The sequence below is a fragment of the Pseudomonas sp. S2_B07 genome, from assembly GCF_054668435.1.
In genome coordinates, this window is the sequence record NZ_CP162769.1 from 2216919 (window position 1) to 2241960 (window position 25042).

A 25042-nucleotide genomic window follows, 5' to 3' on the forward strand; every position below is an offset into this window, starting at 1 on the left:
CTATACTCGATGACATTCGCTGGCGTTCATTGCGCCGGCCGGGATGACAACGACGGGGCGTGCTATGGAGTGGCTTGGTCTGCATTTCATTACCGAGCTGACAGCGAGCGGGCAATTCATACTCAATTGCACGCATGACCCTTTTCTGGTGCTGCTGGCTTATGTCGTGGCGTGTGCTGGCTGCTTTGCCACGCTGGATATGGCAGAGCGTGTGGCGCATGCGGAAAGTCCGGCTTCGCAAAGGCTTTGGCGCTGGGTCGGCAGTGGGTGCCTGGCAGGCGGAATCTGGGCCATGCACTTTATCGGCATGCTCGCGTTCCAGGCACCTGTCGACATTCACTACCAACTCCCCGTCACCCTGATTTCACTGGCAATCGCCCTGTGCGCGGCCTGGCTGGTGATGTACACCCTCAGCTTCCCCGACCTGAATGTCCGGCATTGCCTCAAGGCCTCGGTGTGGGTCGGTCTGGGGATTACCGCCATGCATTACGTGGGCATGGCGTCGATGCAATCGAGTGCCACGGTCTACTACCAGCCGGCGTTGTTTGCCTTATCCATCGCCATCGCGATTGGCGCCAGCCTCGCGGCACTGCTGCTGTCGCGCTATTTGCGTGACGGCACCGGGATGTTTCACCAACTGCTCAAGTACAGCGCCAGCCTCCTCCTCGGGGCCGGCATCCTGAGCATGTATTTCACCGGGATGGCCGCCTTCAATCTGGTGATACCCAGCAGTAGCGTCCTGGCGCCGGTCAGCGAACACAGCCACCTGCAACTGGCGCTGACGGTGGCGGTCATTACGCTGCTGATCATCGGCAGCAGCATCAGCGCGGCACTGGCGGACAAAAAACTGCAACACAAGGAGCGTGATCTGCAGCGGGTCAACTCGCTGCTCAGCCAACTGGATCAGGCGCGCCTGTCGCTGCAGCAAGTGGCGCATTACGACGCCTTGACCAACCTGATCAACCGTCGTGGCTTCAATCAGATATTCGCCGAGAAACTGATCGAGAAGACCAACGAAGGGGGCATGCTGGCGGTGATGTTCCTCGACATCGACCACTTCAAGCGCATCAACGACAGCCTTGGCCATGACGCTGGCGATGAATTGCTCAAAGTGCTGGCCGGCCATATCAAAAGCTCGGTGCGCAGCCACAAAGATGTCGTGGCCCGATTTGGCGGGGACGAGTTCTGCATCCTCATCGGCCTCAATGATCCCGAAGAAGCGCAGCACATGGCCCAGCGCATCATGCTGAAAATGAAGGAGCCCATCGAGCTCTCCGGGCGCAACATGGTCATGACCACCAGCATCGGCATCAGCCTGTTCCCGCAAGACGGCAAGACCTGTGAAGAACTGTTGAAAAACGCCGACCTGGCGCTGTACCAGTCCAAGGACGCAGGTCGCAACGGCCTGAATTTTTTCAGCTCCAACCTCAAGACCCGCGCCACGATGGAGCTGCAACTCGAAGAAGAACTGCGGCACGCCCTGCGTAAAGACAATGAATTGATGCTGTATTACCAGCCGATCTTCGACCTGAAAACCGGCCAGGTCAGTAAGCTCGAAGCACTGGTTCGCTGGCAACACCCGGTTCATGGCTTGCTGGCGCCTGATCGGTTTATTGCCATTGCCGAGGCCAATGGCCTGATCCATGAGCTCGACAACTGGGTGCTGCGCAAAGCCTGCGAAGACCTGGGTGAATTGTCCCGGCACGGTTGCGAGGAACTGAAGATCGCGGTCAATTGCTCACCGCTGAACCTTGCGCGTGAAGAGCTGGCCGACGAAATCGAACTCGCGCTGCACGCCTCCGGGGTCGCGCCGCAACGGCTGGAGCTGGAAGTCACCGAAAATGCGCTGATGGGCAACCTCGCCAACACGCTGGTGCTGCTACGGCAGATTCGTGCCCTCGGGGTCTCCTTGTCGATCGATGACTTCGGCACCGGTTATTCGTCCCTGGCCTACCTCAAGCGCCTTCCGCTGAACACGCTGAAGATCGACCGCTCGTTTATCCAGGACATTCCCAAAGCCACACAGGACATGGAAATCGTCCAGGCCATCATCGTCATGGCCCACAGCCTGCATTTGCAGGTGGTCACCGAAGGAGTCGAAACCTTCGAGCAGTACGATTTTCTCGAACGCCTGGGCTGCGATTTCGTTCAGGGCTACCTGCTCAGTCGCCCAGTGCCACTGGCTGAGTTGCGTCCGGTGTTGAACGAAATCAACCAGCGCAAGCATTCGTTCAACGTCACACCTCTGAGCCAGGCTCGCGGTACATCTGCACTAACGTCGATGGATCTTTTTCCAGGAATCCCTGGCTCCCATGCAGGCGCATCAGTTGCGCAGCCAATCCGCTGAGGGGGGTCGCCGAACCCTGTTCGCGGGAAAACTTCACGGCGGTGTCGAGATCTTTGAGCAGCGTGCGCACATGCCATTTCACCGGTTCAAATTGGCTCTCGGCCATTTGCGGGGCGAGGATCTGCAACGGTTTTGAATCGGCAAAACCACCGGCCAGTGCCTCGGCGATCAACCGGGCGTCAACCCCGGAAGACTCGGCCAACGCCACCACTTCGGCGATCACCAGCGCATTGCACGCCACGATCATCTGATTGCACGCCTTGGTCACCTGCCCGGCCCCGACGCCGCCCATGTGGGTGACACGCTGGCCCAGAGTCAGCAATAGCGGACGTACTCGCTGCAGATCCACCGCTTCGCCACCCACCATGATCGCCAGGCTGCCGGCCTCGGCGCCGACCACACCACCGGACACCGGCGCATCCAGCCAACTCATCCCGGTGCTGTCGAGCAGCTGTTTGGCCATTTCTCGTGTAGCGCTGGGTTCCAGGCTGGAAAAATCCACCAGCAACTGAGCGCTTTTTGCCCCCGAGGCCACCCCGACCGGACCAAACACCACCTCACGCACCACCGCGGTGTCCGCTAGGCACAGCAGGATGATGTCGGCGTGCTGGCACAGTTCGGCGGGGGTTGCCACTTGTCGGGCACCGGCCTCCACCAACGGCGCGCACTTGCCCGGGTTACGGTTCCACACGGTCAACGGATAGCCCGCAGCCAGCAGGCGCCGGCACATGGGCAGCCCCATCAGACCAATACCGGCGAACCCCAACGAAGGTAGCGTTGACATCATTTAGCCTCCTTTTGATTAAAGATCGCCGAATATTGGCCGATCCATCATGACTAAGGAAAGGATTCCACCCACTGATGCTCAGGCGAGTCCCTGAGACTTTGGCCAAATACGCGCATAAAAAAGACGCGAGATCCCATTCCGTGAAGGTTTGACGACAGTTGTCGCTCAGCCAACCAGTCCAGGTAGATGGCGCCCAATGACTTCTAAAAATAACCCGGCCACTACGGTCTCCGATCTGACTCTGAGCCCTGCGGCGAACAGCCCCTCATCGTCGAAGCCATTGACCCCGGCGCGCCCGCTGGCCACTCAGCAATACCTGTATTTCACTGAAACCAATACCGACCGCATCCTCGATAACCTCGACGGCCTGCGCGACATGGTGTTCCCGCGCCCGCCCCACCTGGAAGGCGTGAGCGAACAGCATAACGACCAGGAATTCCCGTCGGTGTGCCTGATCGGTCTTGGTCGTTGCGGCTCGAACATTGCTCTGGACGTCGCGGAGCTGGTGTACAACGCCCGCAAGTTCTACCTCAATGAATTCAACAACGAAGACCGTCTGTCGCCGGACAAACGCTTTGCGGAAAAGGGCTACAGCCCGGCCCAATGGATTCGTAACAACTTGCGCCTGGGCACCAACAAGGGCGCCAAACCGGTGTTCCTGGTAGAACCGCTGGTGATGCTTGGCGACCTCGACAAAGACATCGCCGGCCGCATCCGTTTCTCGCGCAAGGGCGAAAAAAGCGGGTTCCTGCGCGACTACAGCAAAATGAAAATCATGGACTTGTCGGAAGTCCACGCCGGTGGTGCCGGTAACGCGCCGATCCTCGGTCAGTACCTGGCCAAGATCATCCTGAACAAGGACACCCAGCGTTTCTCCAGCCCTGACTGGAAGATGATTCACTCGTACCTGATCGACAGCTGCGGGATCAAGGCCAACCAGTCGCGTCTGTATTTCTCGATCTTCAGTGCCGGCGGCGGTACCGGTTCGGGCATGGCCTCGGAGTTCGGCCTGGCCCAGCAGCACTCGTACATGAACAAGACGTTCGACACCAAACCGATGGACGAACATGACGGCAAGAGCGGTCATTCCTTCGTCTTCGAGCCGATCTTCACCAGCGGCATCTGCGTGCTGCCGAACATTTCCGATCACCGCAGCGAAATGTCCGAGGCGCTGCACATCAACGCCGGTCGCCTGCTGTGTAAATACCTGTCAGAAGAGTGGGATTTCTCCTACAACTTCGCCAACGAAGACAGCAGCGAAGCCAGCGTCATGGGCCGTATCCGCCCATGGAACGCCATGATGCTGATCTCCAACGACATCATGCGTTATGCCGAAGAAAGCGATGACGGCAACATCCAGAACATTGACGTCAATGCGATGGAAAAACACGCCAACCAGTACATCTCGCAGCAGATCTTCAACATTCTGACGGCGCAGGCGGTGACGACCGACTACGACCAGAACTATTTCCGTCGCGCCGGCATCGACATCGGCGAAACCATTCGCCTCGACGCCAACGACCTGTTCATGAGCCTGGCCGGCCCGGTGGCGATTGCCTACGCCGAATCCGTGGTGCCGGAAACCCCGCCGCCAAGCAGCGACAAGTTCAAGGTGTTCGAGAAAGAGCCGCAGCGCCTGAACATCGATGATTTGTTCTTCCGCTCCATCGACCTGCCGCATTTCAACAAAGTGACCCAGGCGATCGAAGGCATCAGCCTGCTGCCGATCGAATCCAAGCGCTATCGCGCCTCGCTTGAGCAGTACAAGAATTCCGGTTACGACGCGGCCGCGCTGCACGACCTGCACTTCTTCAAGAACTGCTCGTCGGTGGTGTCGATCGTTTCCTTGCCGAAAGACTACAAGCTGTCCTACATGGACTTGAACCGGTTGAAGACCCACCTCAACAGCCTGTTCCCGAACACGACGCTCAAGCGCTACGCGCTGGTGATCGGCGCCTCGGCCAACTTGTCGCTGACCACCCTGATTGCCAAGAGCCCGTGCCTGTCGGACGACTTCCTGACGTTGATCGTCGCGTTCATCAAGCGCTGCTTCGCGAAGAACCCGTACCGCTTCGACGAGACGCTGGACAACTCGATCCTCGACTTCATTATTAATGAAGAATTCGACGAAGACCGGATCGACGACTTGCTCAACGAATTCGAGAACCCGGCGAAGATCCTCGATACCAACTGGTACGCGATCAAACCGATGTACGAGAAGAAGTACCGCGAGCTGATCAACGACAAGGACAAGTTTGTCTCGATCAACGACATTCGCCTGTCGCGTGATTGCGTGAAGAAGGCGATCAAGTACCTGCGTGAGATCTACCGTCACCGCATTGGCAAAACCAAGGTTATTTCGCTGAATAACCATACTGGCAAGACTTTCTCGGTCTGACGCCAGACCAGGTTGCCGCCATCGCGAGCAGGCTCACTCCTACATGTGGAATGCGTTCCCCTCTAGGAGTGAGCCTGCTCGCGATGAGCCCCTCAAATCCGCTGAAAATGTCAGTCTTTCCAACATCCAGAAACAATTAAGCAGCCCTCAGGCTGCCCGACAAACTGTTCCCGTTACGTTTACGTCACCGTGATGCTGGCCATGCCTGTGGCCTTTCTCTACGGCAACGTGCCATCACGCTACTCACCTACACACTTTTGCTCGCCCGCACGACGCACCAATAAGGCGCAGCGATTCAGCTCGTCGCCCTTTCCTGGATCAGAATCCACGGCGAAACCACCACCGCCCACAACGCCGGGTCGCGCTCAAAAAGATCCAGCGCCCGCGTTTCAGACAGCTTGGCGACCTGGTCGGCAGCCAGCCAGGCAGCCACTTTCTCCCCTTCGTCAGTCGCCACGGCTTCGGCGGCCGCGATCAAATCCAGCCCGGGATCGACCCACAATAGGGCACCCCTGGCAAAGAACGGCTCCAACTCTTTCCAGGTAATAGATGCGGTTTCACCAAGCAGCTTGGCATAGAGGGTGCTAGGTTCTTGAGTCATGGGTCCTGTCCGGAAAAGAAATCGACGCGAATGATAACGTCGGTGGTCCGCCAGAAAAACCCGGATGCAATTGAGTCACCGATCGAAAAGAGCAGGAAAGCCAGGGAATGCCGCTGAATCAAGCAATTAGCCAGCTAACATCCCGCCGTGATTCTGTCTTTTTCTTTCAAAAAAGCGACACCCTCAGGTTTTGCCCCCCGGCGCCAGCTTCCCAGGCTAACAATTGGCGCTCTACACTGTACCGGTACAGTTGTCGGGGGCATTTTCCGGAGGGTATCGAAGATATCTGACCCGGTTCTGCTGCTACGGCGCCAGGACTATAAAAACTACAACAGTAAGAGTGGAGCACTATGACTAAGGCTACTAAGCAGATTTCCAAACTGTTTGCCGCTATGGTTCTGGCCGGGGTTGCCAGCCATTCGTTCGCAGCTGACACCATCAAGATCGGCATCGCCGGCCCTAAGACCGGTCCTGTAGCCCAATACGGCGACATGCAGTTCAGTGGCGCCAAAATGGCCATCGAACAGATCAACGCCAAAGGCGGCGTAGACGGCAAGAAACTCGAAGCCGTTGAATACGATGACGCCTGTGATCCAAAACAAGCGGTAGCGGTCGCGAACAAGGTCGTCAACGACGGCGTCAAGTTCGTGGTCGGTCACCTGTGCTCCAGCTCCACTCAACCGGCTTCGGACATCTACGAAGACGAAGGCGTGATCATGATCACTCCGGCTGCCACCAGCCCGGACATCACCGCTCGTGGTTACAAAATGGTATTCCGTACCATCGGTCTGGACAGCGCCCAAGGCCCTGCCGCCGGTAACTACATTGCCGATCACGTCAAACCGAAAATCGTTGCTGTTCTGCATGACAAACAGCAATACGGTGAAGGCATCGCCACCGCCGTGAAGAAAACCCTGGAAGGCAAAAACGTCAAGGTTGCCGTGTTCGAAGGCATCAACGCCGGCGACAAGGACTTCTCCTCGATCATCGCCAAGCTCAAGCAAGCCAACGTCGACTTCGTCTACTACGGCGGCTACCACCCGGAGCTGGGTCTGATCCTGCGTCAATCCCAGGAAAAAGGCCTGAAAGCCAAGTTCATGGGTCCGGAAGGCGTGGGTAACGACTCCATTTCGCAGATCGCCAAAGACGCTTCCGAAGGTCTGCTGGTGACCCTGCCGAAATCCTTCGACCAGGATCCGGCCAACGTTGCCCTGGCTGACGCGTTCAAGGCGAAGAAAGAAGACCCGAGCGGTCCGTTCGTGTTCCCGGCCTACTCGGCTGTTGAAGTGATTGCCGGTGGTATCGAAGCCGCCAAGAGCGAAGACACTGCCAAAGTGGCTGCTGCTATCCACGCTGGCACCTTCAAGACCCCGACTGGCGATCTGCAGTTCGACGCCAAGGGCGACTTGAAAGACTTCAAATTTGTGGTTTACGAGTGGCACTTCGGCAAACCAAAAACTGAAGCTTCACCTCAGTAAGGCCTTGCCTGACTGACTGCCAACAAAGCCCACGGCGTGCCGTGGGCTTTGTTTTACGAACGTTTTGGGCCGCGCTGGCGTGATCCGCCAGTCTCCCCACCTGAAAATCTCAAAACCGTCATCAGCGGTTCGCTGGCAAACCTCGCGTTCGAAGTGGGTGCAGATCCACGGGGCTCGAGCGGGAAAATGACTCCACCAGTGAAATGCGTATCAGGTTTTTAGGAGCGCTGTAATGCCTGACATCTATCACTTTTTCCAACAGCTGGTTAATGGCCTGACCATTGGCAGCACGTATGCCCTGATCGCCATCGGCTATACGATGGTTTACGGCATCATTGGAATGATCAACTTCGCCCACGGCGAGGTGTACATGATTGGTTCCTACGTGGCGTTCATCGCCATCGCGGGCCTGTCCATGATGGGACTCGACAGCGTTCCGCTGTTGATGACTGCCGCTTTCCTCGCGACCATCGTCGTGACCAGTGCCTACGGCTACAGCATCGAACGGATCGCCTACCGCCCCTTGCGCGGCAGCAACCGTCTGATTCCGCTGATTTCCGCCATCGGCATGTCGATCTTCCTGCAGAACACGGTTCTGCTGGCGCAAGACTCCAAGGACAAATCCATCCCCAACCTGATCCCTGGTAACTTCACCATCGGGCCAGGTGGCGCACATGAAGTGCTGATTTCCTACATGCAAATCGTGGTGTTCGTGGTGACGTTCGTCGCCATGCTCGGCTTGACGCTGTTCATCTCCCGCTCTCGCCTGGGTCGCGCCTGCCGTGCCTGTGCCGAAGACATCAAGATGGCCAACCTGCTGGGTATCAACACCAACAACATCATCGCCCTGACCTTCGTCATCGGTGCTGCACTGGCGGCCATCGCAGCCGTGCTCCTGAGCATGCAGTATGGCGTGATCAACCCGAACGCCGGTTTCCTCGTCGGCCTCAAGGCCTTCACCGCAGCGGTATTGGGCGGTATCGGCAGCATTCCCGGCGCCATGCTCGGCGGGATCGTGTTGGGGGTAGCGGAAGCCTTTGGTGCCGACATCTTCGGCGACCAGTACAAGGACGTCGTGGCTTTCGGTCTATTGGTTCTGGTGTTGTTGTTCCGGCCTACCGGCCTGTTGGGCCGTCCGGAGGTTGAAAAAGTATGACTAGGAATCTTAGACAGGCGCTGTTCAGCGCCTTGCTGGTGTGGGCCGTCGCCTACCCGGTACTGGGTTTGAAACTGACCATCGTCGGCATCAACCTCGAAGTCCATGGCACCAGCAACACCACGCTGCTCATCATCGCCGTTTGCTCGGTGCTGATGTTCCTGCGAGTGTTGTTCGACAAGTCGATCAGCGCGGCCTGGAAATCTTCGCCGAGCATGCCGGGCATGCCGGCCAAGGCCAGTAACTTCCTGACCCTGCCGACCACCCAGCGCTGGATCATCATTGCGCTGATCATCGGTGCACTGGTGTGGCCGTTCTTCGGCTCCCGCGGCGCGGTGGACATCGCCACTCTGGTGCTGATCTACGTGATGCTGGGCCTGGGCCTGAACATCGTGGTCGGCCTGGCGGGCCTGCTCGACCTCGGCTACGTCGGTTTCTATGCCGTCGGCGCCTACAGTTATGCGCTGCTGTCGCATTACTACGGCCTGAGCTTCTGGATCTGCCTGCCGATTGCCGGCCTGATGGCGGCCACGTTCGGCTTCCTGCTGGGCTTCCCGGTGTTGCGTTTGCGGGGTGACTACCTGGCGATCGTGACCCTGGGCTTCGGTGAAATCATCCGTCTGTTCCTGCGTAACCTGACCGATATCACCGGTGGCCCGAACGGCATCAGCAACATTCCCAAGCCAACGCTGTTCGGACTGACGTTCGATAAAACGGCCGCGGAGGGAATGCAGACCTTCCACGAGTACTTCGGCCTGGTCTACAACCCGGTGAACAAGGTGATCTTCCTTTACCTGATCGCGGTGTTGTTGTCGCTGTTCGCCCTGTTCGTCATCAACCGCTTGCTGCGCATGCCTCTGGGCCGTGCCTGGGAAGCGCTGCGTGAAGACGAAATCGCCTGCCGGGCGCTGGGGCTGAACCCGACCGCAATCAAGCTGTCAGCGTTCACCCTGGGCGCGTGCTTCGCCGGTTTCGCCGGCAGCTTCTTTGCCGCGCGTCAGGGCCTGGTGACACCGGAGTCCTTCACCTTCATCGAGTCGGCAACCATCCTCGCCATCGTGGTGCTGGGCGGCATGGGCTCGCAACTGGGCGTCGTACTGGCGGCCACGGTGATGATTCTGTTGCCGGAAATGATGCGTGAGTTCAGTGAATACCGCATGTTGATGTTCGGCGCCTTGATGGTGCTGATGATGATCTGGCGCCCTCAAGGCCTGCTGCCCATGCAACGTCCTCACATGGAGCTGCGCAAATGAGCCGCGAGATCCTGAAAGTAGACAATTTGAGCATGCGCTTCGGCGGCTTGCTGGCGGTCAACGGCGTCGCCCTGACCGTGAAGGAAAAACAGGTCGTGGCATTGATCGGCCCCAACGGCGCCGGCAAGACCACCGTGTTCAACTGCCTGACCGGTTTCTACAAGCCGAGCGGCGGCAGCATCCTGCTGGACGGCGAGCCGATCGAAGGCCTGCCAGGCCACAAGATCGCCCTCAAAGGCGTGGTGCGCACCTTCCAGAACGTGCGGTTGTTCAAGGACATGACCGCGGTCGAGAACCTCTTGATCGCCCAGCACCGTCACTTGAACACCAACTTCCTGGCCGGCCTGTTCAAGACCCCGGGCTTTCGCAAAAGCGAACGCGAGGCCATGGAGTTCGCCGAGTACTGGCTGGAGAAGGTCAACCTCAAGGCCTTCGCCAACCGGCCTGCCGGCACCCTGGCTTACGGTCAGCAACGTCGCCTGGAAATCGCTCGCTGCATGATGACCCGCCCGCGGATCCTCATGCTCGACGAGCCGGCGGCCGGTCTGAACCCGAAGGAAACCGAAGACCTCAAGGCGCTGATCAGTGTGCTGCGTGAAGAGCACAACGTGACCGTGCTGCTGATCGAACACGACATGAAACTGGTCATGAGCATTTCCGACCACATCGTCGTGATCAACCAGGGCACGCCCCTGGCCAACGGCACGCCGGAACAGATCCGCGACAATCCCGAAGTGATCAAAGCCTACCTGGGGGAAGCGTAAATGCTGCAATTCGAAAACGTTTCCACCTTCTACGGCAAGATCCAGGCCCTGCACAGCGTCAACGTGGAAATCCGCCAGGGCGAAATCGTCACCCTGATCGGCGCCAACGGCGCGGGCAAATCCACCCTGCTGATGACGCTTTGCGGTTCGCCGCAGGCCCACAGTGGCAGCATCAAGTACATGGGCGAAGAGCTCGTGGGGCAGACCTCGGCGCAGATCATGCGCAAGAGCATTGCCGTGGTGCCGGAAGGTCGTCGGGTGTTCTCCCGCCTGACCGTGGAAGAAAACCTCGCCATGGGTGGCTTCTTCACCGACAAGGGCGACTATCAGGAACAGATGGACAAGGTTCTCGGACTTTTTCCACGCCTGAAAGAGCGTTTCGCCCAGCGCGGCGGCACCATGTCCGGCGGCGAACAGCAAATGCTCGCCATCGGCCGTGCGCTGATGAGCAAGCCCAAGCTGCTGCTGCTCGACGAACCTTCGTTGGGCCTGGCACCGATCATCATCCAGCAGATCTTCGACATCATCGAACAACTGCGCAAGGATGGCGTGACCGTGTTCCTGGTCGAGCAGAACGCCAACCAGGCGCTGAAGATTGCCGACCGCGCGTACGTTCTGGAGAACGGCCGTGTGGTGATGCAAGGCACCGGTGAAGCCCTGCTGACTGACCCGAAAGTGCGTGAAGCGTATCTGGGTGGTTGAGTCTTTGCGGTAAACAGAAAACGGCCTTCGGGCCGTTTTTTTTGTGCCTGCCACACACCTTCCGGACAAAGGAAATCTCCTGTAGGAGTGAGCCTGCTCGCGATAGCTATTTCACATTCAACACCTGTGTTGACTCCTCCACCGAGATCGCGAGCAGGCTCACTCCTACAGGGATGTGGTGTGTATTGAAGTTTTTTAAAAAAGTTTTGGAGACCGCTGTAACGCATCGCCACGACGTTTCTCTAGAGGGGTAAGCCAGCACAAACGTTGCTGACCGACACCTCAAAAACCGGAGAAACATCATGACTGCTTCCACCCGCACCCTGTCCGCCACAGCCCTGGTTCTGGCCCTTGGTTCTGCCTTGAGCATGGCCACCGTGTCCACCGCCCACGCGGCCGACGACATGGAAAAATGCTTCGGCGTGGCCATGAAAGGTCATAACGATTGTGCAGCAGGCGCCGGCACCACCTGCGCTGGCACTTCGAAAACCGATTTCCAGCCTAACGCCTGGAAACTCGTCCCTAAAGGCACCTGCGCCACCACCGAAAGCAAGACCTCGCCGACCGGTTTCGGGCAAATGGAAGCGTTCAAAGCCAAAGCCTGATCCCAACCCAGCCCGAGTGTCGACCATGAACAATCTACCGTTCGGGCTCCCGCCCCGCGCCGGGCTGGGGCTCAAGACCGAGCACTTTCGTGAAGTGCTCGGTTCACAACCGGACATCGGCTTTTTCGAAGTCCACGCCGAAAACTACATGGTGGCCGGCGGCCCGTTTCATCACTACCTGGGTTTGATTCGCGAGCAGTACCCGCTGTCGCTGCATGGCGTGGGCTTGTCGATTGGTGCTGAAGGTCCACTGGACATTCAGCACCTCAAGCGTCTCGGCGTACTGATCGAGCGCTATCAACCCCAGTCCTTTTCCGAACACCTGGCCTGGTCCAGCCATGGCCCGGTGTTTCTGAATGACCTGCTGCCCCTGGCCTATGACACGCCGACGCTGAGCCGCGTCTGTGAACACATTGATCACGTCCAAAGCACCCTCAAACGCCCGATGCTGCTGGAGAACCCGGCAACGTATCTGGCGTTTGAACGCTCGACGTACGATGAAGCTGACTTCATCAACGAAGTCATCCGTCGCACGGGCTGCGGGTTGTTGCTGGACGTGAACAACGTCTATGTATCGAGCATCAATCATCAGCGCGATCTGTCGGCTTACATCGACGCCCTGCCCCTCCATGCCGTCGGCGAGATTCATCTGGCCGGCTTCGCCGAAGACACCGACAGCCTCGGTGACCGTCTGCTGATCGATGATCACGGCGCCCCCATCGATAACGCCGTCTGGACCTTGTACCAGCACGTACTGGAGCGAACAGGCCCGATAGCGACCCTGATCGAACGCGACAATCAGTTGCCGGCCTTCAGCGTCTTGCACGCCGAGGCGCGTCAGGCCGATGAACGGTTGCGGTGCGCGGGAGGCCGGTCATGAACACGCACGCCGCGTTTGCTGCTGCCCTGCTTGATCCCCGACTGAACTGCCCCGAAGGTGTGTTCAGTGCCAACGGCGCCGATCCCGCCAGCCGGTTCGCGGTGTATCGCAATAACGTACAGAGTTCGCTGATCAACGCCTTGGCGCACAGCTACCCCGTGGTTGCGCAATTGGTCGGCAATGAATTTTTCCGTGCCATGGCCGCGATCTATTTGCTCGGCAATGCGCCTCAGAGCCCGTTGATCAAGGATTACGGCCACGACTTGGCGGACTTTATCGAAGGCTTCGAACCGGCGGTCAGCGTGCCGTACCTGGCCGATGTCGCGCGACTGGAACGCCTGCGCACCCTCGCCTATCACGCGGCCGACGCCCAGCCGTTGAACCCTGAACAGATCGGCGCAGCGCTCGCTGCCCCGCACACCCTGAGCGAGCTGAGCGTCGAACTTCACCCCTCGCTCAACCTGCTGACGTCAGCCTTCGCCGTGGTCTCGATCTGGGCTGCCCATCAGCAAGACGCAACGCTGGCCGGGATTGATCTGGACCACGGGCAACACGCGTTGATCCTGCGCAATGGCCTGGACGTTGAAGTCTTCGTCATCGAACCCGGCGCCAGCGCCTTCATTCAGAACCTGCAAAACGGTCAGCCGCTGCTCCGGGCAGCAGCGTCCGCCCCCGCGTTCGACCTCAGCCAAACCCTGGCCTTGCTGATCAGCCACAACGCCCCTTACTCACCTCCACCACAACAAGGTATCGCCATGAACACTCAGAACCCGATCAGCCGCGCTATCGCGCTGCTGGAGATGATTCCACAGAGCCTGATCGCCTTCATTGCGCGGTTCTCCATCGCGGCGGTGTTCTGGAAGTCCGGACAAACCAAGGTCGAAGGCCTCGCCATTGATTTGATCGACGGCACCTTCCAGCTCGGCTGGCCTCGCCTCGCCGATTCGACCATTCCATTGTTCAAGAGCGAGTACCACGTGCCGTTGCTGTCGCCAGAGATCGCAGCGCACTTGGCGGCGTTTGCCGAGCACTTTTTCCCGGTACTGATTTTGATTGGCTTTGCCACGCGTTTTTCGGCGTTGGCCTTGCTCGGCATGACCCTGACGATTCAACTGTTCGTGTACCCGGATGCGTACCCGACTCACGGCACCTGGGCGGCGGTGTTGCTGTATTTGATGGCGACGGGGCCGGGGAAATTGTCGATTGATCACCTGATCGCCCGACGCTTCGCCCGCTAACCCAGCCCCCCTGTAGCAGCTGCCGAAGGCTGCGTTCGAACGCGAAGCGGTCGCAAAACCTGCAAACGCGGTTTACCTGTCAGACCACAGTGACTGATTTTACGACTGCTGCGCAGCCGGACGCAGCCTCGCGAGCTCGACAGCGGCTACACGGACCGTGCGAGGCTAAGGCGATCCAGCGCCTCACCGCTGCGCTTGAACCAGCCGATCAGGTAATCCGCCAGCACCTGCGTGCGTTTCGGCAAACCGCCCTGATACGGGTGAACCAGGTACATCGGCATGCGCCGCGTCTGATAATCACGCAGGAGCCAGCGCAATCGCCCGTCAGCCAATTCCGTTTGCAGTAAATAGGACGGCAGGCGCGCAATGCCGGCCCCCGCCAATGCGGCTTTTTTCAGCAAGCTGTAGTGATTGCTGGCAAACGGCCCCGACACCCGTACGCGCAACAACTCATGTTGCTGGTGATAGAGCCATTCTTCGCGACCGCTGTAATGACTGTTGAGCAGACAACGGTGTTCGGCCAGGGCCTGCGGTGTTTGCGGTTCGCCATACTGTTCAAGATACGCCGGACTGGCGCAGGTCATCTCGTGCCAGGCCAGCAGTGGCCGAGCCACCAATCGCTCGTCCTTGCCCACCTCGGAACGAATCGCCAGATCGAAACCATCCCGAGACAGGTCGTGAAAGTTGTTGTTCAGATCGAGCTCGATCTGCACCTCTGGGTACTTGCCGGAAAACTCCAGCAACAAACCATCGAAGAAGGTTTCCCCCAGCGATACCGGAACCGTCATACGCACCGGCCCGGCCATGTCGTCCTTCAACCGCGCCAACGCCTGACGCGCCCTTTCGACCTGGACGACAAGCGCCTGAGCTTGCGGCAACAGCGCCGCGCCTGCCGCCGTCAGGCTTAAACGACGCGTCGTGCGTTGCAGCAGCACCACCGAAAACCGTGTTTCCAGCAAGCTGATGCGCTTGGACAATTGGCCTTTGCTGCAACCCAGTTGCTGCGCTGCCAAGGTAAAACTGCCGGCTTCGATCAAGACCGCGAACGCCGCCAGGTCATCCATTTCGCTCATGGATTGTTTCCATTTGAAAACCAAAGGTTGCCTATTAGTGCGCTTATCAACAGAAAAAACCACTCTAGACTGAGATCACTTTCAACCAATCGAGAATCAGCACGATGAAAATTCTATTGATAGGCGCAAGCGGCACCATCGGCTCGGCCGTCGACAAGGAACTGTCCCAGCGCCACGAAATCATCCGCATCGGCCGCAACAGTGGCGACTTTCAAGTGGATATCAGCGACAGCGCCTCGATCCGCAAGCTGTTCGAACAGACCGGCAAGTTCGATGCCCTGATCTGCGCGGCGGGTAACGTGACCTTCGCGCCGCTGGATGAAATGACCGGAGACAGCTTCGCCCTGGGCCTCAAAGACAAACTGATGGGCCAGGTCAATTTGTTGCTGATCGGTCGCGAGTTCGCCAATGACGGCGCCTCGTTCACCTTCACCACCGGTGTGCTCAGCCATGACCCGATTCGCAGCGGTGCCTCGGCCGCGTTGGTCAACGGAGCGCTGGACAGCTTCGTCCGCGCCGCCGCCATCGAACTGCCTCGCGGCCTGCGCGTGAACTCGATCAGCCCGAACGTGCTGCTGGAAGCCATGGGCAAATACGCGCCTTACTTCCGCGGGTTCAAACCGGTTCCCGCAGCCGATGTGGCATTGGCCTACGCCAAAAGCGTGGAAGGCTTGCAGACAGGTCAGACGTTTCACGTCGGCTGACCGTCCTTTCTGACAGGCATTACTGGCGAGCGATCACTTCGCTCGCCAGGCGCTCGCGCCCGAACTGGCGCAGCCACTGTTGCATTGGCCGTTCGAACCAGCGGTGGCAAATCAGGCTGGCACCGATCAGGACCGCAAAGAACAGCAGCAACGTCCACGGCTGATAAAAGACGCTTCGCCCCGCAAAGAATTTATCCGCCAACAGCGCGGCGATAATTTGCAGCGGGAAATGCAGCAAATAGGAGGCGTAGCTGATATCCCCCAGCCACGCCAAGCGCCGGGCAACCGGTTCCAGTACCTGATGACAGGCTGCAATGGCCATGATCGTCAGCGGGAACAACAGCACACATTTGATCAGCGGCTGATCAGCGCCGAACAACCACCACCCCGCCGCACACCCGATCGTCAACCCCATGCCCACCCAGCGCGGTGGCATTCGTTGCAGCAGCCACGTCACCCACACATAGCCAACACCACCGCAGAAAAAGCTGAACACGCCCAAGGTGATTTTGTACTGCGCAGGAAACACATAAGCGGCCACGGCGATCAAGAAAATGCTGATCAGCATGGGCAGGGGCGAATAACGCCACAGCAGGAAGAATGCCGCGTAGAGCAGCACTTCAACCGAAATCGACCAGGCCGGGGCGTTGAATGACCAGCCTTGTTCCAATCCCCAGGCAGGGGCGAGAAATACATTCAACACGCCGTGATAGAGATCGTTGAACGGATAAACAAAAGCGTTGCCCGTATGCCGTGTATAGATCATCTGTAATAGCGCAACAGCGGCGAAGGTCGCCAGATGCAGCGGATAGATGCGGCTGAAACGCTCGATGAAGAACTGTTTTCCGGTCAGCTCCCTACGCGCCACGGCATGACCGAACAACCAGAAAAAGATGAACCCGGACAAGCTGAAGAACAACGCGACCGCATCGCCACCGTGTCGATAAAACAAGGCGAACACGCTATAGAAAGGTTGCAGTTCGGTTTGCAGCGGGCCCGGCACTGCCCCTTGAAAAAAGAAGTGCTGCCAATGCCAGAACACCACCGCCAACGCCGCGATACCTCGCAGTGCATCCAGTGCGTACAACCGTTTGGGGAAAATAGAGAGACGTTGGTTCATGCCGAAAAGAGCCCGATCCTGGACAAGGGCGCCACTATGCTGGGACGCACCCGGCAACTCAATCCCTGGCACACAAGCCTTGTGATCACGAGCGTGCCTGAGTAACGTGGCGGCACTTGTCTGGAGAGCCAAAGATGCGTGTTGCCCGTTCCTTAGTCGTCGTTGCCCTGCTGCCGCTGTTTGCTGCCTGTCAGTTGTTTGATGGCCCGCGTGAAAGTGCCTCCCACGCGGGCCAGACCCGTATGCAAGGCCAGTTGACGGCGGCGGACGGCAAGTTGCTGTTCCAGCCCTGCAATGAAACCAGCAGCTATGTGGTCAACGACACCGGCGGCACCAGTGTGCTGCAACAGGCGGCGTCTCTGGCCGATACCAAGGGCAAGTTGTTTGCCGATGTGCGCGGGCGCATCGTCGACAGCCGCCTTGATCTGGAGCAGCTGTACCGCGTCGAGCGCTCGGGCACGGCGTGCGACGATCCCAATTTCAAACTGCAGATCCTGCGCGCGGCCGGTCACTTGCCTGAGTGGAACGTCAAGGTCAGCGGCAAAGGCATGGTGGTCGATCGCGCCGGTCAACCGCCCCTGGCCGTCCCTTATGTGGAAGAACAGTTGGGCGACGGCCGTTTCAACCTCAGTACCGAAGCCAATAACCAGCACATCGAACTGTGGGTCGCGCCGCAACGCTGCACCGACAGCAGCACCGGCAGCGTCCAGCACATGAGCGCCGAACTGCGCATCAATGGCCAGGTACAGCGTGGTTGCGCGTATTTCGGCGGTGCGCGCAACGACTGATCGTTTAAGCCTCACGGAATCCGCCTTTGGGGCTTATAATCACCGGTTTCCAACGCCTTGGCGCAGTTGTGCGCCCCGCGAACCGGGTCTTGCCATGTTACGAATCACTGAACTGAAGTTGCCGATCGACCATCCCGAAGAAGACCTGCGCCCTGCCATCGTGCAGCGCCTGGGCATCGCCAGCGATGATCTGCTCGATTTCACCTTGTTCAAGCGCAGCTACGATGCGCGCAAAAAGTCCTCCGAACTGTGCTTCATCTACACCATCGACCTCACCGCCAAGGATGAGGCCGCGATACTGCACAAGTTCGCCGATGACCGTAACGTCAACGTGGCGCCGGATGTCAGTTACAAAGTGGTCGGCCACGCACCGGCCGATCTGCAACAACGCCCTGTAGTCGTAGGCTTCGGGCCGTGCGGGATTTTCGCCGGGCTGCTGCTCGCACAAATGGGCTTCAAGCCGATCATCCTCGAGCGCGGTACCGAAGTGCGTCAGCGCACCAAGGACACCTGGGGCCTGTGGCGTAAAAGCGTGCTGAACCCCGAATCCAACGTTCAGTTCGGTGAAGGCGGCGCGGGGACGTTCTCCGACGGCAAGCTGTACAGCCAGATCAAGGACCCGAAATTCATCGGTCGCAAAGTCCTGCACGAGTTCGTCAAGGCCGGTGCGCCGGACGAAATCCTCTACGTCAGCAAACCGCACATCGGTACGTTCCGTCTGACCGGTGTCGTGGAAAACATGCGTGAGCAAATTCGCGCACTGGGCGGCGAAGTCCGCTTCCAGCAACGCGTCACCGATGTGTTGATCGAGGACGGCCAACTGGTCGGCGTCGAACTCAACGGCGGCGAGCAGATCCATTCGAAACACGTGATTCTTGCCCTTGGCCACAGTGCCCGGGACACGTTCCGCATGCTCCACGGCCGTGGCGTGTTCATGGAAGCCAAGCCGTTTTCGGTGGGTTTCCGCATTGAACACCCGCAGTCACTGATCGACCGCGCACGGTTGGGCAAGTACGCCGGCCACCCGAAACTCGGGGCGGCCGACTACAAACTGGTGCACCACGCCAAGAACGGCCGTTCGGTCTACAGCTTCTGCATGTGCCCAGGCGGCACCGTGGTCGCGGCGACGTCCGAGCCGAACCGCGTCGTCACCAACGGCATGAGCCAATACTCGCGTAACGAACGCAACGCCAACTCCGGAATCGTCGTTGGCATCACCCCGGAAGTCGATTACCCGGGCGGCCCGCTGGCCGGCATCGAATTGCAGGAACGCCTGGAATCCCATGCGTTTGTGCTCGGTGGCAGCAACTATGAAGCGCCGGCGCAACTGGTCGGTGACTTCATTGCCGGCAAGCCGTCGACTGAGTTGGGCAGTGTTGAGCCGTCCTACAAGCCTGGCGTTGCATTGGGTGATTTGGCGTTGGCCTTGCCCGCGTTTGCCATCGAGGCGATTCGTGAAGCGCTGCCAGCGTTCGAGAAGCAGATTCGCGGTTACTCGCTGCATGACGCGGTGTTGACCGGGATCGAGACACGCACCTCGTCACCGCTGCGCATTACCCGTAATGAATCGATGCAGAGCTTGAATGTGAAGGGCTTGTTCCCGGCGGGTGAAGGCGCGGGTTATGCGGGCGGGATTCTGTCGGCGGGTGTGGATGGTATTCGCATTGCGGAAGCCGTGGCTCGCGATATCCTCGGCCTGGAAGCCTGATGCACATCCCCCTGTAGGAGTGAGCCGGCTCGCGATGCGGATTAACAGTCAACAGAGATGTTGACTGATCTTTTGCTATCGCGAGCAGGCTCACTGCTACAAGGGATCTTCAGTGTGTCAGATGTTGGCGCGCAGTACCGTCGATGGTAGCGCCTCACCGCGCTCGACACTCGCCGCCACCCTCTCCATCAAACCACTCAATTCATAGCCCTGGCCCTTGAGCCAATCCTGGTCGTAGTACGTGGTGGCATAACGTTCGCCGCCATCACACAGAATCGCCACGATCGACCCCGACTCCCCCGCCGCTGCCATCTGCTGAGCCGCCATCAAGGCGCCGATCAGGTTGGTCCCGCTCGAACCGCCCACTCGCCGCCCCAACCGCTGCGCCAGATAGTGCATCGCCGCCAGGGACAACGCGTCCGGCACTTTGACCATGGCATCAATCACCTTGGGCAGGAACGACGCTTCCACCCGCGGCCGGCCGATCCCTTCGATCCGCGAACCGCACTCCAGGCGCAGGCTGGCATCGCCGGTCTGGTAGTAATCGAAAAACACCGAACGCTCGGCATCGGCGCACAGCACGCGGGTGCAATGCTGGCGATACCGCACGTAACGCCCCAGCGTCGCGGTGGTGCCGCCGGTGCCGGGGCTGGAGATCAGCCAGCTCGGCTCAGGGTGCTTTTCGAAACGCATCTGATGGAAGATCGATTCGGCGATGTTGTTGTTCGCCCGCCAGTCGGTGGCGCGTTCGGCGTAGGTGAACTGGTCGATGAAATGACCGTCATGCTCGCGCGCCAACCGTTCGGATTCGGCGTAGATCTGGGTCGGGTCGTCGACCAGATGACTCTTGCCACCATAGAAAGCAATTTGCGCGATTTTCTCTTTCGAGGTGGTCGCCGGCATCACCGCAATAAAGGGCAAACCCAGCAAGTTGGCGAAGTACGCCTCGGAAATCGCTGTCGAACCGCTGGACGCCTCGATGACTGGCGCACCGGGCTTGAGCCAACCGTTACACAGCGCATACAGGAACAACGAACGCGCCAGGCGGTGCTTGAGGCTGCCGGTGGGATGGCTGGATTCATCCTTGAAATACAATTCAATGCCCGGAAAACCCGGCAGCGGCAAGGGGATCAGGTGGGTATCGGCGCTGCGCTGGAAGTCTGCTTCGATGATCCGGATGGCTTCGCGGGCCCACTGTCGGTTGTCGCTCATGATGGTTTTCTCGTTGAGTCGGCCTTCTTGTAAGGCTCAGCCTTCAAGCTTAGGAAAAAACCTACATCCCGCACAGGTACAGCTGACGTTCAATACGGCCGGCAACTGCTAGGCTCAAGCCCGGTCCCAACCTTCACGTTGTTACTGCATATAACAAAAAAGAATATAACTTTTGTTTTAACAACTAACGGTACGGGTTAGGGTGTGCCACCTTTTGAATTCATCGATGGAGAGCGACCTTGCCTCTGCGTAGCACTTTCACGCGTTTCTTTCAGTTGGAAGCTGCCAGCGGTCTGTTACTGATCGCCGCGGCAGCCCTGGCTTTAATCATCAACAACTCGTCGTTGTCGTGGCTCTACAGCGGGCTGCTGGACACCCCTGTCGTCGCTCAGATCGGCGCGCTGAAAATCGCCAAGCCGTTACTGCTGTGGATCAACGACGGCCTGATGGCGATGTTCTTCCTGCTGATCGGCCTGGAAGTGAAGCGCGAAGTCCTCGACGGCCAGTTGTCGAACCCTTCGCAAATCGTCCTGCCCGGCGCCGCGGCGATTGGCGGTATGGTCGTGCCGGCGCTGCTCTACTGGTTCTTGAACCGTGACGATCCGGCAGCCTTGGGTGGCTGGGCCATCCCGATGGCCACCGACATTGCCTTTGCCCTCGGCGTACTCGCCTTGCTAGGCAAACGCGTGCCGGTGTCGCTGAAGCTGTTCCTGATGACCCTGGCGATCATTGACGACCTGGGCGCAATCATCGTCATCGCGATCTTCTATTCCGGCACCCTGTCGACGCTGTCGCTGGCATTGGCGGCTGCCTGCATCATCGCGCTGATCGCCATGAACCGGCTCGGCGTGGTGAAGCTTGGACCGTACATGATCATCGGCTTGATCCTCTGGGTCTGCGTGCTCAAGAGCGGTGTCCACGCCACGTTGGCCGGTGTGACCCTGGCGTTCTGCATCCCGCTGCGCACCAAAAACGCCGAGTCTTCGCCACTGCTGACCCTTGAACACGCCCTGCACCCGTGGGTGGCTTACGGCATCCTGCCGCTGTTCGCCTTCGCCAACGCCGGCCTGTCTCTGAGCGGTGTCACCGTTGAAAGCTTCACCCACCACGTACCGATGGGTATCGCCACCGGCCTGCTGCTGGGTAAAACCGTGGGTGTGTTCGGCCTGACCTGGCTGGCGGTGAAAATCGGCATCGCCGCCCTGCCCCAAGGCGCCAATTGGGGCCATGTGCTGGGGGTATCGATCCTTTGCGGGATCGGTTTCACCATGAGTCTGTTCGTCGGCTCGCTGGCGTTTGAGCCAGGCGTCAGCGACTACGCCGGGATGGACCGGATGGGGATTCTGACCGGGTCGATTCTCGCGGCATTGATTGGTTATGCGGTGACGGCGATGGCGAGTCGCAAGAGCGCCGTTTTGCAGTCCTGAGCGAAAGCGAACGCTCCTAGCAGCATCAAGGATTCATCCTACAGCCACGATCCGCCTCGTTCGTTAACGTCGCACAGCTCCTTTATTGGGGGCTGTCGACGGACGAACGCAAGGAAGATCAGTGGCTGGCAACAAGGAAGTCCCCAGGGCTAAAAGCCCCCCTCCGGTGACGGTCATCACGTTACCCACCGCTTCATGACAGCCACCGAACTGGCCGAGCGCGATGCGCGACAAAGCGCTTACGACGCCATGCTCGCCCGGCAGCAGGCTTTTGAAGATAGGCTTCAGGCCTCGACGAAAAAACCCGACATCCCTCGCGCGGGATGCGTCTTTGCCAAGTCCTGCAACCTGCCAGACGCCATTATCGATTACTCGAATCCTTCGGGTGTGGTTCCGACCGACAGCCTCAAGGATTACGGAGAAATTGTCTGGCTCGGTGCTCGTGATACAGACGATGCCGGGGTGCTGAATCTCGAAACCATCAGCGGCAGTACAGTCTCCCTCGGCGTAGGTCGACTGGCACTTAGAGCCCCGGCGCTCGCTGCACCTTTATTGGCACTTGAAGCCGCCGCTGCCGCCACATTGGCCGGTGTCGTCGCGTTGTTCTGGACGCCGAGCCCGGGTGATAGCGCGCTCTATACCGACGAACAACTGCGTGCCCTGAAACAGGCCAGAACCCGCGTTCGATTGCAGGTCGAGCAGCAGGCTGACGGCAGCCTCAAGGGCTACGGGTTCTACACCGGCAAAAACCGCGATTGGGAAATGGTCGATGTCGTGCAGTTCACACTGCGCGGCAGCCAGCAGGTGGCGGATCTCGGGGGAAGTGTTGAACTGATCTGGACACCGGCCGTGGATGGCTCGGACACCCTCGGCATTCCAGCACTGGAGGCTGCACCGCAGGCGCCGCATATCTGGGTGTATCCGCCGACGCCGGCGGCGGCCAGCATTATTGTGAACCCGGTGTATCCGCCTGAGTACAAGGATTTCATTCTTGTGTTTCCGGCGGGGTCAGGGGTGAAGCCGGTTTACATTGTTCTGTCTTTGTTGAACTTGAGCTAACCGACAGTCAAATCCTTCAGATAGCGCGGCTACTAAACGTCGATTTCCCTGAAGGCTTGGAGTATTCATCGGCACCCGTGCGGCACCGTGAACCGGAACCGGGAGCAATATGATAGCGAGTTTGACGGCTACGACTTGTCTCTAGAGAGACTGCAACTGATGTGCAACAGGTGAAAACCACAGACACAAAAAACCCCGACCAGTCACCTGATCGGGGTTTTTCTTTACCCATCCCGCTTAGTGCGACACGCGGCTCGTGCCATCTACAGTAGAAATCCGCACACGTTCGCCAACGCGGAACACTTCATTCTCCTGAACTTGCTGAACATAGGCGCGCATGCTGCCGTCGTCTTCGCGCACAGTGATTTCGACGCCTTGGGTGCGGGTCAGGCCTTCTTCGGCCGCCGAACCTACCAGGCCGCCGGCGACTGCGCCGATGACTGCGGCAACGATGCTGCCTTTGCCGCCGCCGATGGCGCTACCGCCAACGCCGCCGACCACTGCACCTGCAGCGCCGCCGATTGGGGTTTTGGTGCCTTCGATTTTCACTGGGCGCAGCGCTTCGATGGTGCCCATGCGAATCGTTTGCACACGACGCGCTTCATCACGGGAGTAGGAGTCACCGGTCAGGCTGGATTGGCAGCCGGTGAGCAACATCGCCATCGTGGAAAAGGAAGCAACCAACAAAACAGACTTACGCATAGCATCAACTCCAAAGGACAGGTGATCATTAAACCCCGCAGCTTGACGCCTGTCACGGCATGGTCGGGATAAAAATGTTTTGATTCAGGCCCGGTACAGGCGCCACTGCACATTCACGCCCCAAGGATTGTCATGGATTACTTCATCGTTTTCATCACTACCGTCGCCGGTTTGTACTTCCATTGGTGGCTGTACGTTCGGATAAAACGCTGGATGGACCGCGACCTGGCATTGGCTTTGGCTGGGAAGGACGAACAGAAAAAAGCTTTCATGCTCCAGCAACTGGCGAACGCTCACGCACAGAAGATCAAGCGTCGGGACCTGCCCCAGTGGCTTGAGGCCGCTGCAGCAAGGTATCCCGAACGGTAGACTGCTTAGGGTGCCAGACGTTCAAGAATCCAGTCAGCGCCCTGTAGGCGGTAGTTCAGGCGATCATGCAGGCGGCTCGCACGACCCTGCCAGAACTCGATGCGTTCCGGCAGCAAGCGATAACCGCCCCAGTGATCCGGGCAGTGCGGCGCTGTATCGCTGAAACGTTGCTCGGTGTTCTTGAGCAGCGCTTCCAGTTCGGCACGATCGGCAATCACCCGGCTCTGCGGTGACGCCCAGGCACCGAGTCGGCTGCCCAGTGGACGAACCTGGAAGTAGGCGTCGGATTCTTCGGGCGAAACCTTCACCACCCGACCTTCGATGCGCACCTGGCGCTCCAGGTCCGGCCAGAAAAAGGTCATGGCCGCGAACGGATTCGCCGCCAAGTGCTGACCCTTGGCGCTTTCGTAGTTGGTGAAGAACGTGAAGCCCTGCTCGTCCAGACCTTTGAGCAACAGAATGCGGCAATGAGGCCGACCGTCCTGATCGACCGTCGCCAAAGTCATGGCGTTCGCCTCCACCGGCGCTTGCTCGGTTTTCACCGCGTCGGCGAACCACTGGTGGAACAGCCCGAACGGCTCTGCCGGGGCTTGCGCCTCGGTCAGGCCATCACGGGTGTAGTCACGACGCATATCAGCCAGGCCTTGGGTCATGGCGCATTCCTTTTGGTT

General features: G+C 59.1%; 22 protein-coding genes and 2 pseudogenes. 17 read left to right on the plus strand and 7 right to left on the minus strand.

Going from position 1 to position 25042, the window contains the following annotated elements:
* Window positions 1-64: 64 nt before the first annotated feature.
* Entirely contained in the window at window positions 65-2347 is a 2283-nt protein-coding gene (locus AB4N43_RS10320; RefSeq protein WP_059181509.1) for a putative bifunctional diguanylate cyclase/phosphodiesterase, read from the plus strand.
* Here the strand turns inward: AB4N43_RS10320 and AB4N43_RS10325 are convergent.
* The gene (locus AB4N43_RS10325; protein WP_081744011.1) at window positions 2238-3134 is read right to left on the minus strand and encodes an NAD(P)-dependent oxidoreductase; all 897 of its coding nucleotides are present in this window, start codon (window positions 3132-3134) and stop codon (window positions 2238-2240) included. The two genes, AB4N43_RS10320 and AB4N43_RS10325, sit on opposite strands and share 110 nt — an antisense overlap.
* A gap of 196 nt (window positions 3135-3330) precedes the next feature.
* Between AB4N43_RS10325 and AB4N43_RS10330 the strand changes: the two genes are divergently transcribed.
* Entirely contained in the window at window positions 3331-5532 is a 2202-nt protein-coding gene (locus tag AB4N43_RS10330) for a hypothetical protein (RefSeq protein ID WP_027925625.1), read from the plus strand.
* A gap of 295 nt (window positions 5533-5827) precedes the next feature.
* Here AB4N43_RS10330 and AB4N43_RS10335 read toward each other — a convergent pair whose 3' ends face one another.
* Window positions 5828-6133 carry a DUF2288 domain-containing protein gene (locus tag AB4N43_RS10335; protein WP_027925626.1) on the minus strand — a complete coding sequence of 102 codons (306 nt, stop codon included), beginning with the start codon at window positions 6131-6133 and terminating at the stop codon, window positions 5828-5830.
* 350 nt (window positions 6134-6483) lie between these two features.
* Between AB4N43_RS10335 and AB4N43_RS10340 the strand changes: the two genes are divergently transcribed.
* The 9 genes and pseudogenes from AB4N43_RS10340 to AB4N43_RS10380 all read left to right on the plus strand — a co-directional run bounded on the left by AB4N43_RS10340 (window position 6484) and on the right by AB4N43_RS10380 (window position 14209).
* Entirely contained in the window at window positions 6484-7611 is a 1128-nt protein-coding gene (locus AB4N43_RS10340; protein ID WP_027925627.1) for a branched-chain amino acid ABC transporter substrate-binding protein, read from the plus strand.
* Window positions 7612-7843: 232 nt separating this feature from the next.
* Complete coding sequence (gene livH / locus AB4N43_RS10345; RefSeq protein WP_027925628.1) at window positions 7844-8767, plus strand: high-affinity branched-chain amino acid ABC transporter permease LivH; 924 nt, start codon at window positions 7844-7846, stop codon at window positions 8765-8767.
* Entirely contained in the window at window positions 8764-10020 is a 1257-nt protein-coding gene (locus tag AB4N43_RS10350; protein WP_027925629.1) for a high-affinity branched-chain amino acid ABC transporter permease LivM, read from the plus strand. Before livH ends, AB4N43_RS10350 begins: the two co-directional genes overlap by 4 nt.
* Complete coding sequence (gene livG / locus AB4N43_RS10355) at window positions 10017-10784, plus strand: high-affinity branched-chain amino acid ABC transporter ATP-binding protein LivG (protein WP_027925630.1); 768 nt, start codon at window positions 10017-10019, stop codon at window positions 10782-10784. The genes AB4N43_RS10350 and livG overlap by 4 nt, the downstream gene beginning before the upstream one ends.
* On the plus strand, window positions 10785-11486 hold the full coding sequence (locus AB4N43_RS10360; RefSeq protein ID WP_027925631.1) for an ABC transporter ATP-binding protein: 702 nt from the start codon (window positions 10785-10787) through the stop codon (window positions 11484-11486). It abuts the gene before it with no gap.
* A gap of 302 nt (window positions 11487-11788) precedes the next feature.
* Window positions 11789-12091: a BufA1 family periplasmic bufferin-type metallophore gene (locus AB4N43_RS10365; RefSeq protein WP_460153966.1), complete on the plus strand. Its 303-nt coding sequence runs from the start codon at window positions 11789-11791 to the stop codon at window positions 12089-12091.
* Between the two features lie 25 nt (window positions 12092-12116).
* Window positions 12117-12971, plus strand: coding sequence for an MNIO family bufferin maturase (bufB, locus tag AB4N43_RS10370; RefSeq protein WP_460153968.1), 855 nt, complete (start codon window positions 12117-12119; stop codon window positions 12969-12971).
* Window positions 12968-13730 (plus strand): annotated as a pseudogene (locus tag AB4N43_RS10375) (HvfC/BufC family peptide modification chaperone). The gene bufB and the pseudogene AB4N43_RS10375 overlap by 4 nt, the downstream one beginning before the upstream one ends.
* Complete coding sequence (locus AB4N43_RS10380) at window positions 13727-14209, plus strand: DoxX family protein (RefSeq protein ID WP_059181513.1); 483 nt, start codon at window positions 13727-13729, stop codon at window positions 14207-14209. The pseudogene AB4N43_RS10375 and the gene AB4N43_RS10380 overlap by 4 nt, the downstream one beginning before the upstream one ends.
* A gap of 146 nt (window positions 14210-14355) precedes the next feature.
* On the opposite strand, the gene AB4N43_RS10385 is transcribed toward AB4N43_RS10380, so the two are convergent.
* Window positions 14356-15282: a LysR family transcriptional regulator gene (locus tag AB4N43_RS10385; protein ID WP_027925636.1), complete on the minus strand. Its 927-nt coding sequence runs from the start codon at window positions 15280-15282 to the stop codon at window positions 14356-14358.
* A 104-nt stretch (window positions 15283-15386) separates the two neighbouring features.
* Here AB4N43_RS10385 and AB4N43_RS10390 point away from each other — a divergent pair, with 104 nt between their 5' ends.
* Window positions 15387-15986 carry a short chain dehydrogenase gene (locus AB4N43_RS10390; protein WP_027925637.1) on the plus strand — a complete coding sequence of 200 codons (600 nt, stop codon included), beginning with the start codon at window positions 15387-15389 and terminating at the stop codon, window positions 15984-15986.
* 19 nt (window positions 15987-16005) lie between these two features.
* On the opposite strand, the gene AB4N43_RS10395 is transcribed toward AB4N43_RS10390, so the two are convergent.
* On the minus strand, window positions 16006-17106 hold the full coding sequence (locus AB4N43_RS10395) for an acyltransferase family protein (RefSeq protein ID WP_410921424.1): 1101 nt from the start codon (window positions 17104-17106) through the stop codon (window positions 16006-16008).
* A gap of 134 nt (window positions 17107-17240) precedes the next feature.
* Between AB4N43_RS10395 and AB4N43_RS10400 the strand changes: the two genes are divergently transcribed.
* Complete coding sequence (locus tag AB4N43_RS10400) at window positions 17241-17894, plus strand: COG3650 family protein (protein WP_460153969.1); 654 nt, start codon at window positions 17241-17243, stop codon at window positions 17892-17894.
* Between the two features lie 94 nt (window positions 17895-17988).
* A complete protein-coding gene (locus AB4N43_RS10405; RefSeq protein WP_027925639.1) occupies window positions 17989-19602 on the plus strand; it encodes an NAD(P)/FAD-dependent oxidoreductase in 1614 nt (537 codons plus the stop codon).
* A 117-nt stretch (window positions 19603-19719) separates the two neighbouring features.
* Here AB4N43_RS10405 and AB4N43_RS10410 read toward each other — a convergent pair whose 3' ends face one another.
* Entirely contained in the window at window positions 19720-20817 is a 1098-nt protein-coding gene (locus tag AB4N43_RS10410) for a PLP-dependent cysteine synthase family protein (RefSeq protein WP_172825951.1), read from the minus strand.
* Between the two features lie 236 nt (window positions 20818-21053).
* On the opposite strand from AB4N43_RS10410, the gene nhaA reads away from it, so the two are divergent.
* Window positions 21054-22241, plus strand: coding sequence for a Na+/H+ antiporter NhaA (gene nhaA, locus AB4N43_RS10415; protein WP_027925641.1), 1188 nt, complete (start codon window positions 21054-21056; stop codon window positions 22239-22241).
* A 121-nt stretch (window positions 22242-22362) separates the two neighbouring features.
* A pseudogene (locus tag AB4N43_RS10420) lies at window positions 22363-23285 on the plus strand (S-type pyocin domain-containing protein); the annotation flags it as partial.
* A 252-nt stretch (window positions 23286-23537) separates the two neighbouring features.
* Here AB4N43_RS10420 and AB4N43_RS10425 read toward each other — a convergent pair.
* Window positions 23538-24002: an outer membrane lipoprotein gene (locus tag AB4N43_RS10425; protein WP_027925642.1), complete on the minus strand. Its 465-nt coding sequence runs from the start codon at window positions 24000-24002 to the stop codon at window positions 23538-23540.
* 132 nt (window positions 24003-24134) lie between these two features.
* Between AB4N43_RS10425 and AB4N43_RS10430 the strand changes: the two genes are divergently transcribed.
* Window positions 24135-24371, plus strand: a complete 237-nt coding sequence (locus tag AB4N43_RS10430) for a hypothetical protein (protein ID WP_027925643.1) — start codon at window positions 24135-24137, stop codon at window positions 24369-24371.
* A gap of 5 nt (window positions 24372-24376) precedes the next feature.
* Here AB4N43_RS10430 and pdxH read toward each other — a convergent pair whose 3' ends face one another.
* Window positions 24377-25024, minus strand: coding sequence for a pyridoxamine 5'-phosphate oxidase (gene pdxH, locus AB4N43_RS10435; RefSeq protein ID WP_460153970.1), 648 nt, complete (start codon window positions 25022-25024; stop codon window positions 24377-24379).
* Between the last annotated feature and the right edge of the window lie 18 nt (window positions 25025-25042).

What these genes read in the sequence shown, in the direction of transcription:
- livH (WP_027925628.1), top strand. Translation starts at nt 7,844, where the DNA reads ATGCCTGACATCTATCACTTTTTCCAACAGCTGGTTAATGGCCTGACC.
- AB4N43_RS10360 (WP_027925631.1), top strand. Translation starts at nt 10,785, where the DNA reads ATGCTGCAATTCGAAAACGTTTCCACCTTCTACGGCAAGATCCAGGCC.
- AB4N43_RS10380 (WP_059181513.1), top strand. Translation starts at nt 13,727, where the DNA reads ATGAACACTCAGAACCCGATCAGCCGCGCTATCGCGCTGCTGGAGATG.
- AB4N43_RS10405 (WP_027925639.1), top strand. Translation starts at nt 17,989, where the DNA reads ATGTTACGAATCACTGAACTGAAGTTGCCGATCGACCATCCCGAAGAA.
- AB4N43_RS10320 (WP_059181509.1), top strand. Translation starts at nt 65, where the DNA reads ATGGAGTGGCTTGGTCTGCATTTCATTACCGAGCTGACAGCGAGCGGG.
- AB4N43_RS10390 (WP_027925637.1), top strand. Translation starts at nt 15,387, where the DNA reads ATGAAAATTCTATTGATAGGCGCAAGCGGCACCATCGGCTCGGCCGTC.
- AB4N43_RS10330 (WP_027925625.1), top strand. Translation starts at nt 3,331, where the DNA reads ATGACTTCTAAAAATAACCCGGCCACTACGGTCTCCGATCTGACTCTG.
- AB4N43_RS10365 (WP_460153966.1), top strand. Translation starts at nt 11,789, where the DNA reads ATGACTGCTTCCACCCGCACCCTGTCCGCCACAGCCCTGGTTCTGGCC.
- AB4N43_RS10425 (WP_027925642.1), bottom strand. Translation starts at nt 24,002, where the DNA reads ATGCGTAAGTCTGTTTTGTTGGTTGCTTCCTTTTCCACGATGGCGATG.
- AB4N43_RS10395 (WP_410921424.1), bottom strand. Translation starts at nt 17,106, where the DNA reads ATGAACCAACGTCTCTCTATTTTCCCCAAACGGTTGTACGCACTGGAT.
- AB4N43_RS10400 (WP_460153969.1), top strand. Translation starts at nt 17,241, where the DNA reads ATGCGTGTTGCCCGTTCCTTAGTCGTCGTTGCCCTGCTGCCGCTGTTT.
- AB4N43_RS10430 (WP_027925643.1), top strand. Translation starts at nt 24,135, where the DNA reads ATGGATTACTTCATCGTTTTCATCACTACCGTCGCCGGTTTGTACTTC.
- pdxH (WP_460153970.1), bottom strand. Translation starts at nt 25,024, where the DNA reads ATGACCCAAGGCCTGGCTGATATGCGTCGTGACTACACCCGTGATGGC.
- AB4N43_RS10350 (WP_027925629.1), top strand. Translation starts at nt 8,764, where the DNA reads ATGACTAGGAATCTTAGACAGGCGCTGTTCAGCGCCTTGCTGGTGTGG.
- livG (WP_027925630.1), top strand. Translation starts at nt 10,017, where the DNA reads ATGAGCCGCGAGATCCTGAAAGTAGACAATTTGAGCATGCGCTTCGGC.
- AB4N43_RS10385 (WP_027925636.1), bottom strand. Translation starts at nt 15,282, where the DNA reads ATGAGCGAAATGGATGACCTGGCGGCGTTCGCGGTCTTGATCGAAGCC.
- bufB (WP_460153968.1), top strand. Translation starts at nt 12,117, where the DNA reads ATGAACAATCTACCGTTCGGGCTCCCGCCCCGCGCCGGGCTGGGGCTC.
- AB4N43_RS10335 (WP_027925626.1), bottom strand. Translation starts at nt 6,133, where the DNA reads ATGACTCAAGAACCTAGCACCCTCTATGCCAAGCTGCTTGGTGAAACC.
- AB4N43_RS10340 (WP_027925627.1), top strand. Translation starts at nt 6,484, where the DNA reads ATGACTAAGGCTACTAAGCAGATTTCCAAACTGTTTGCCGCTATGGTT.
- AB4N43_RS10325 (WP_081744011.1), bottom strand. Translation starts at nt 3,134, where the DNA reads ATGATGTCAACGCTACCTTCGTTGGGGTTCGCCGGTATTGGTCTGATG.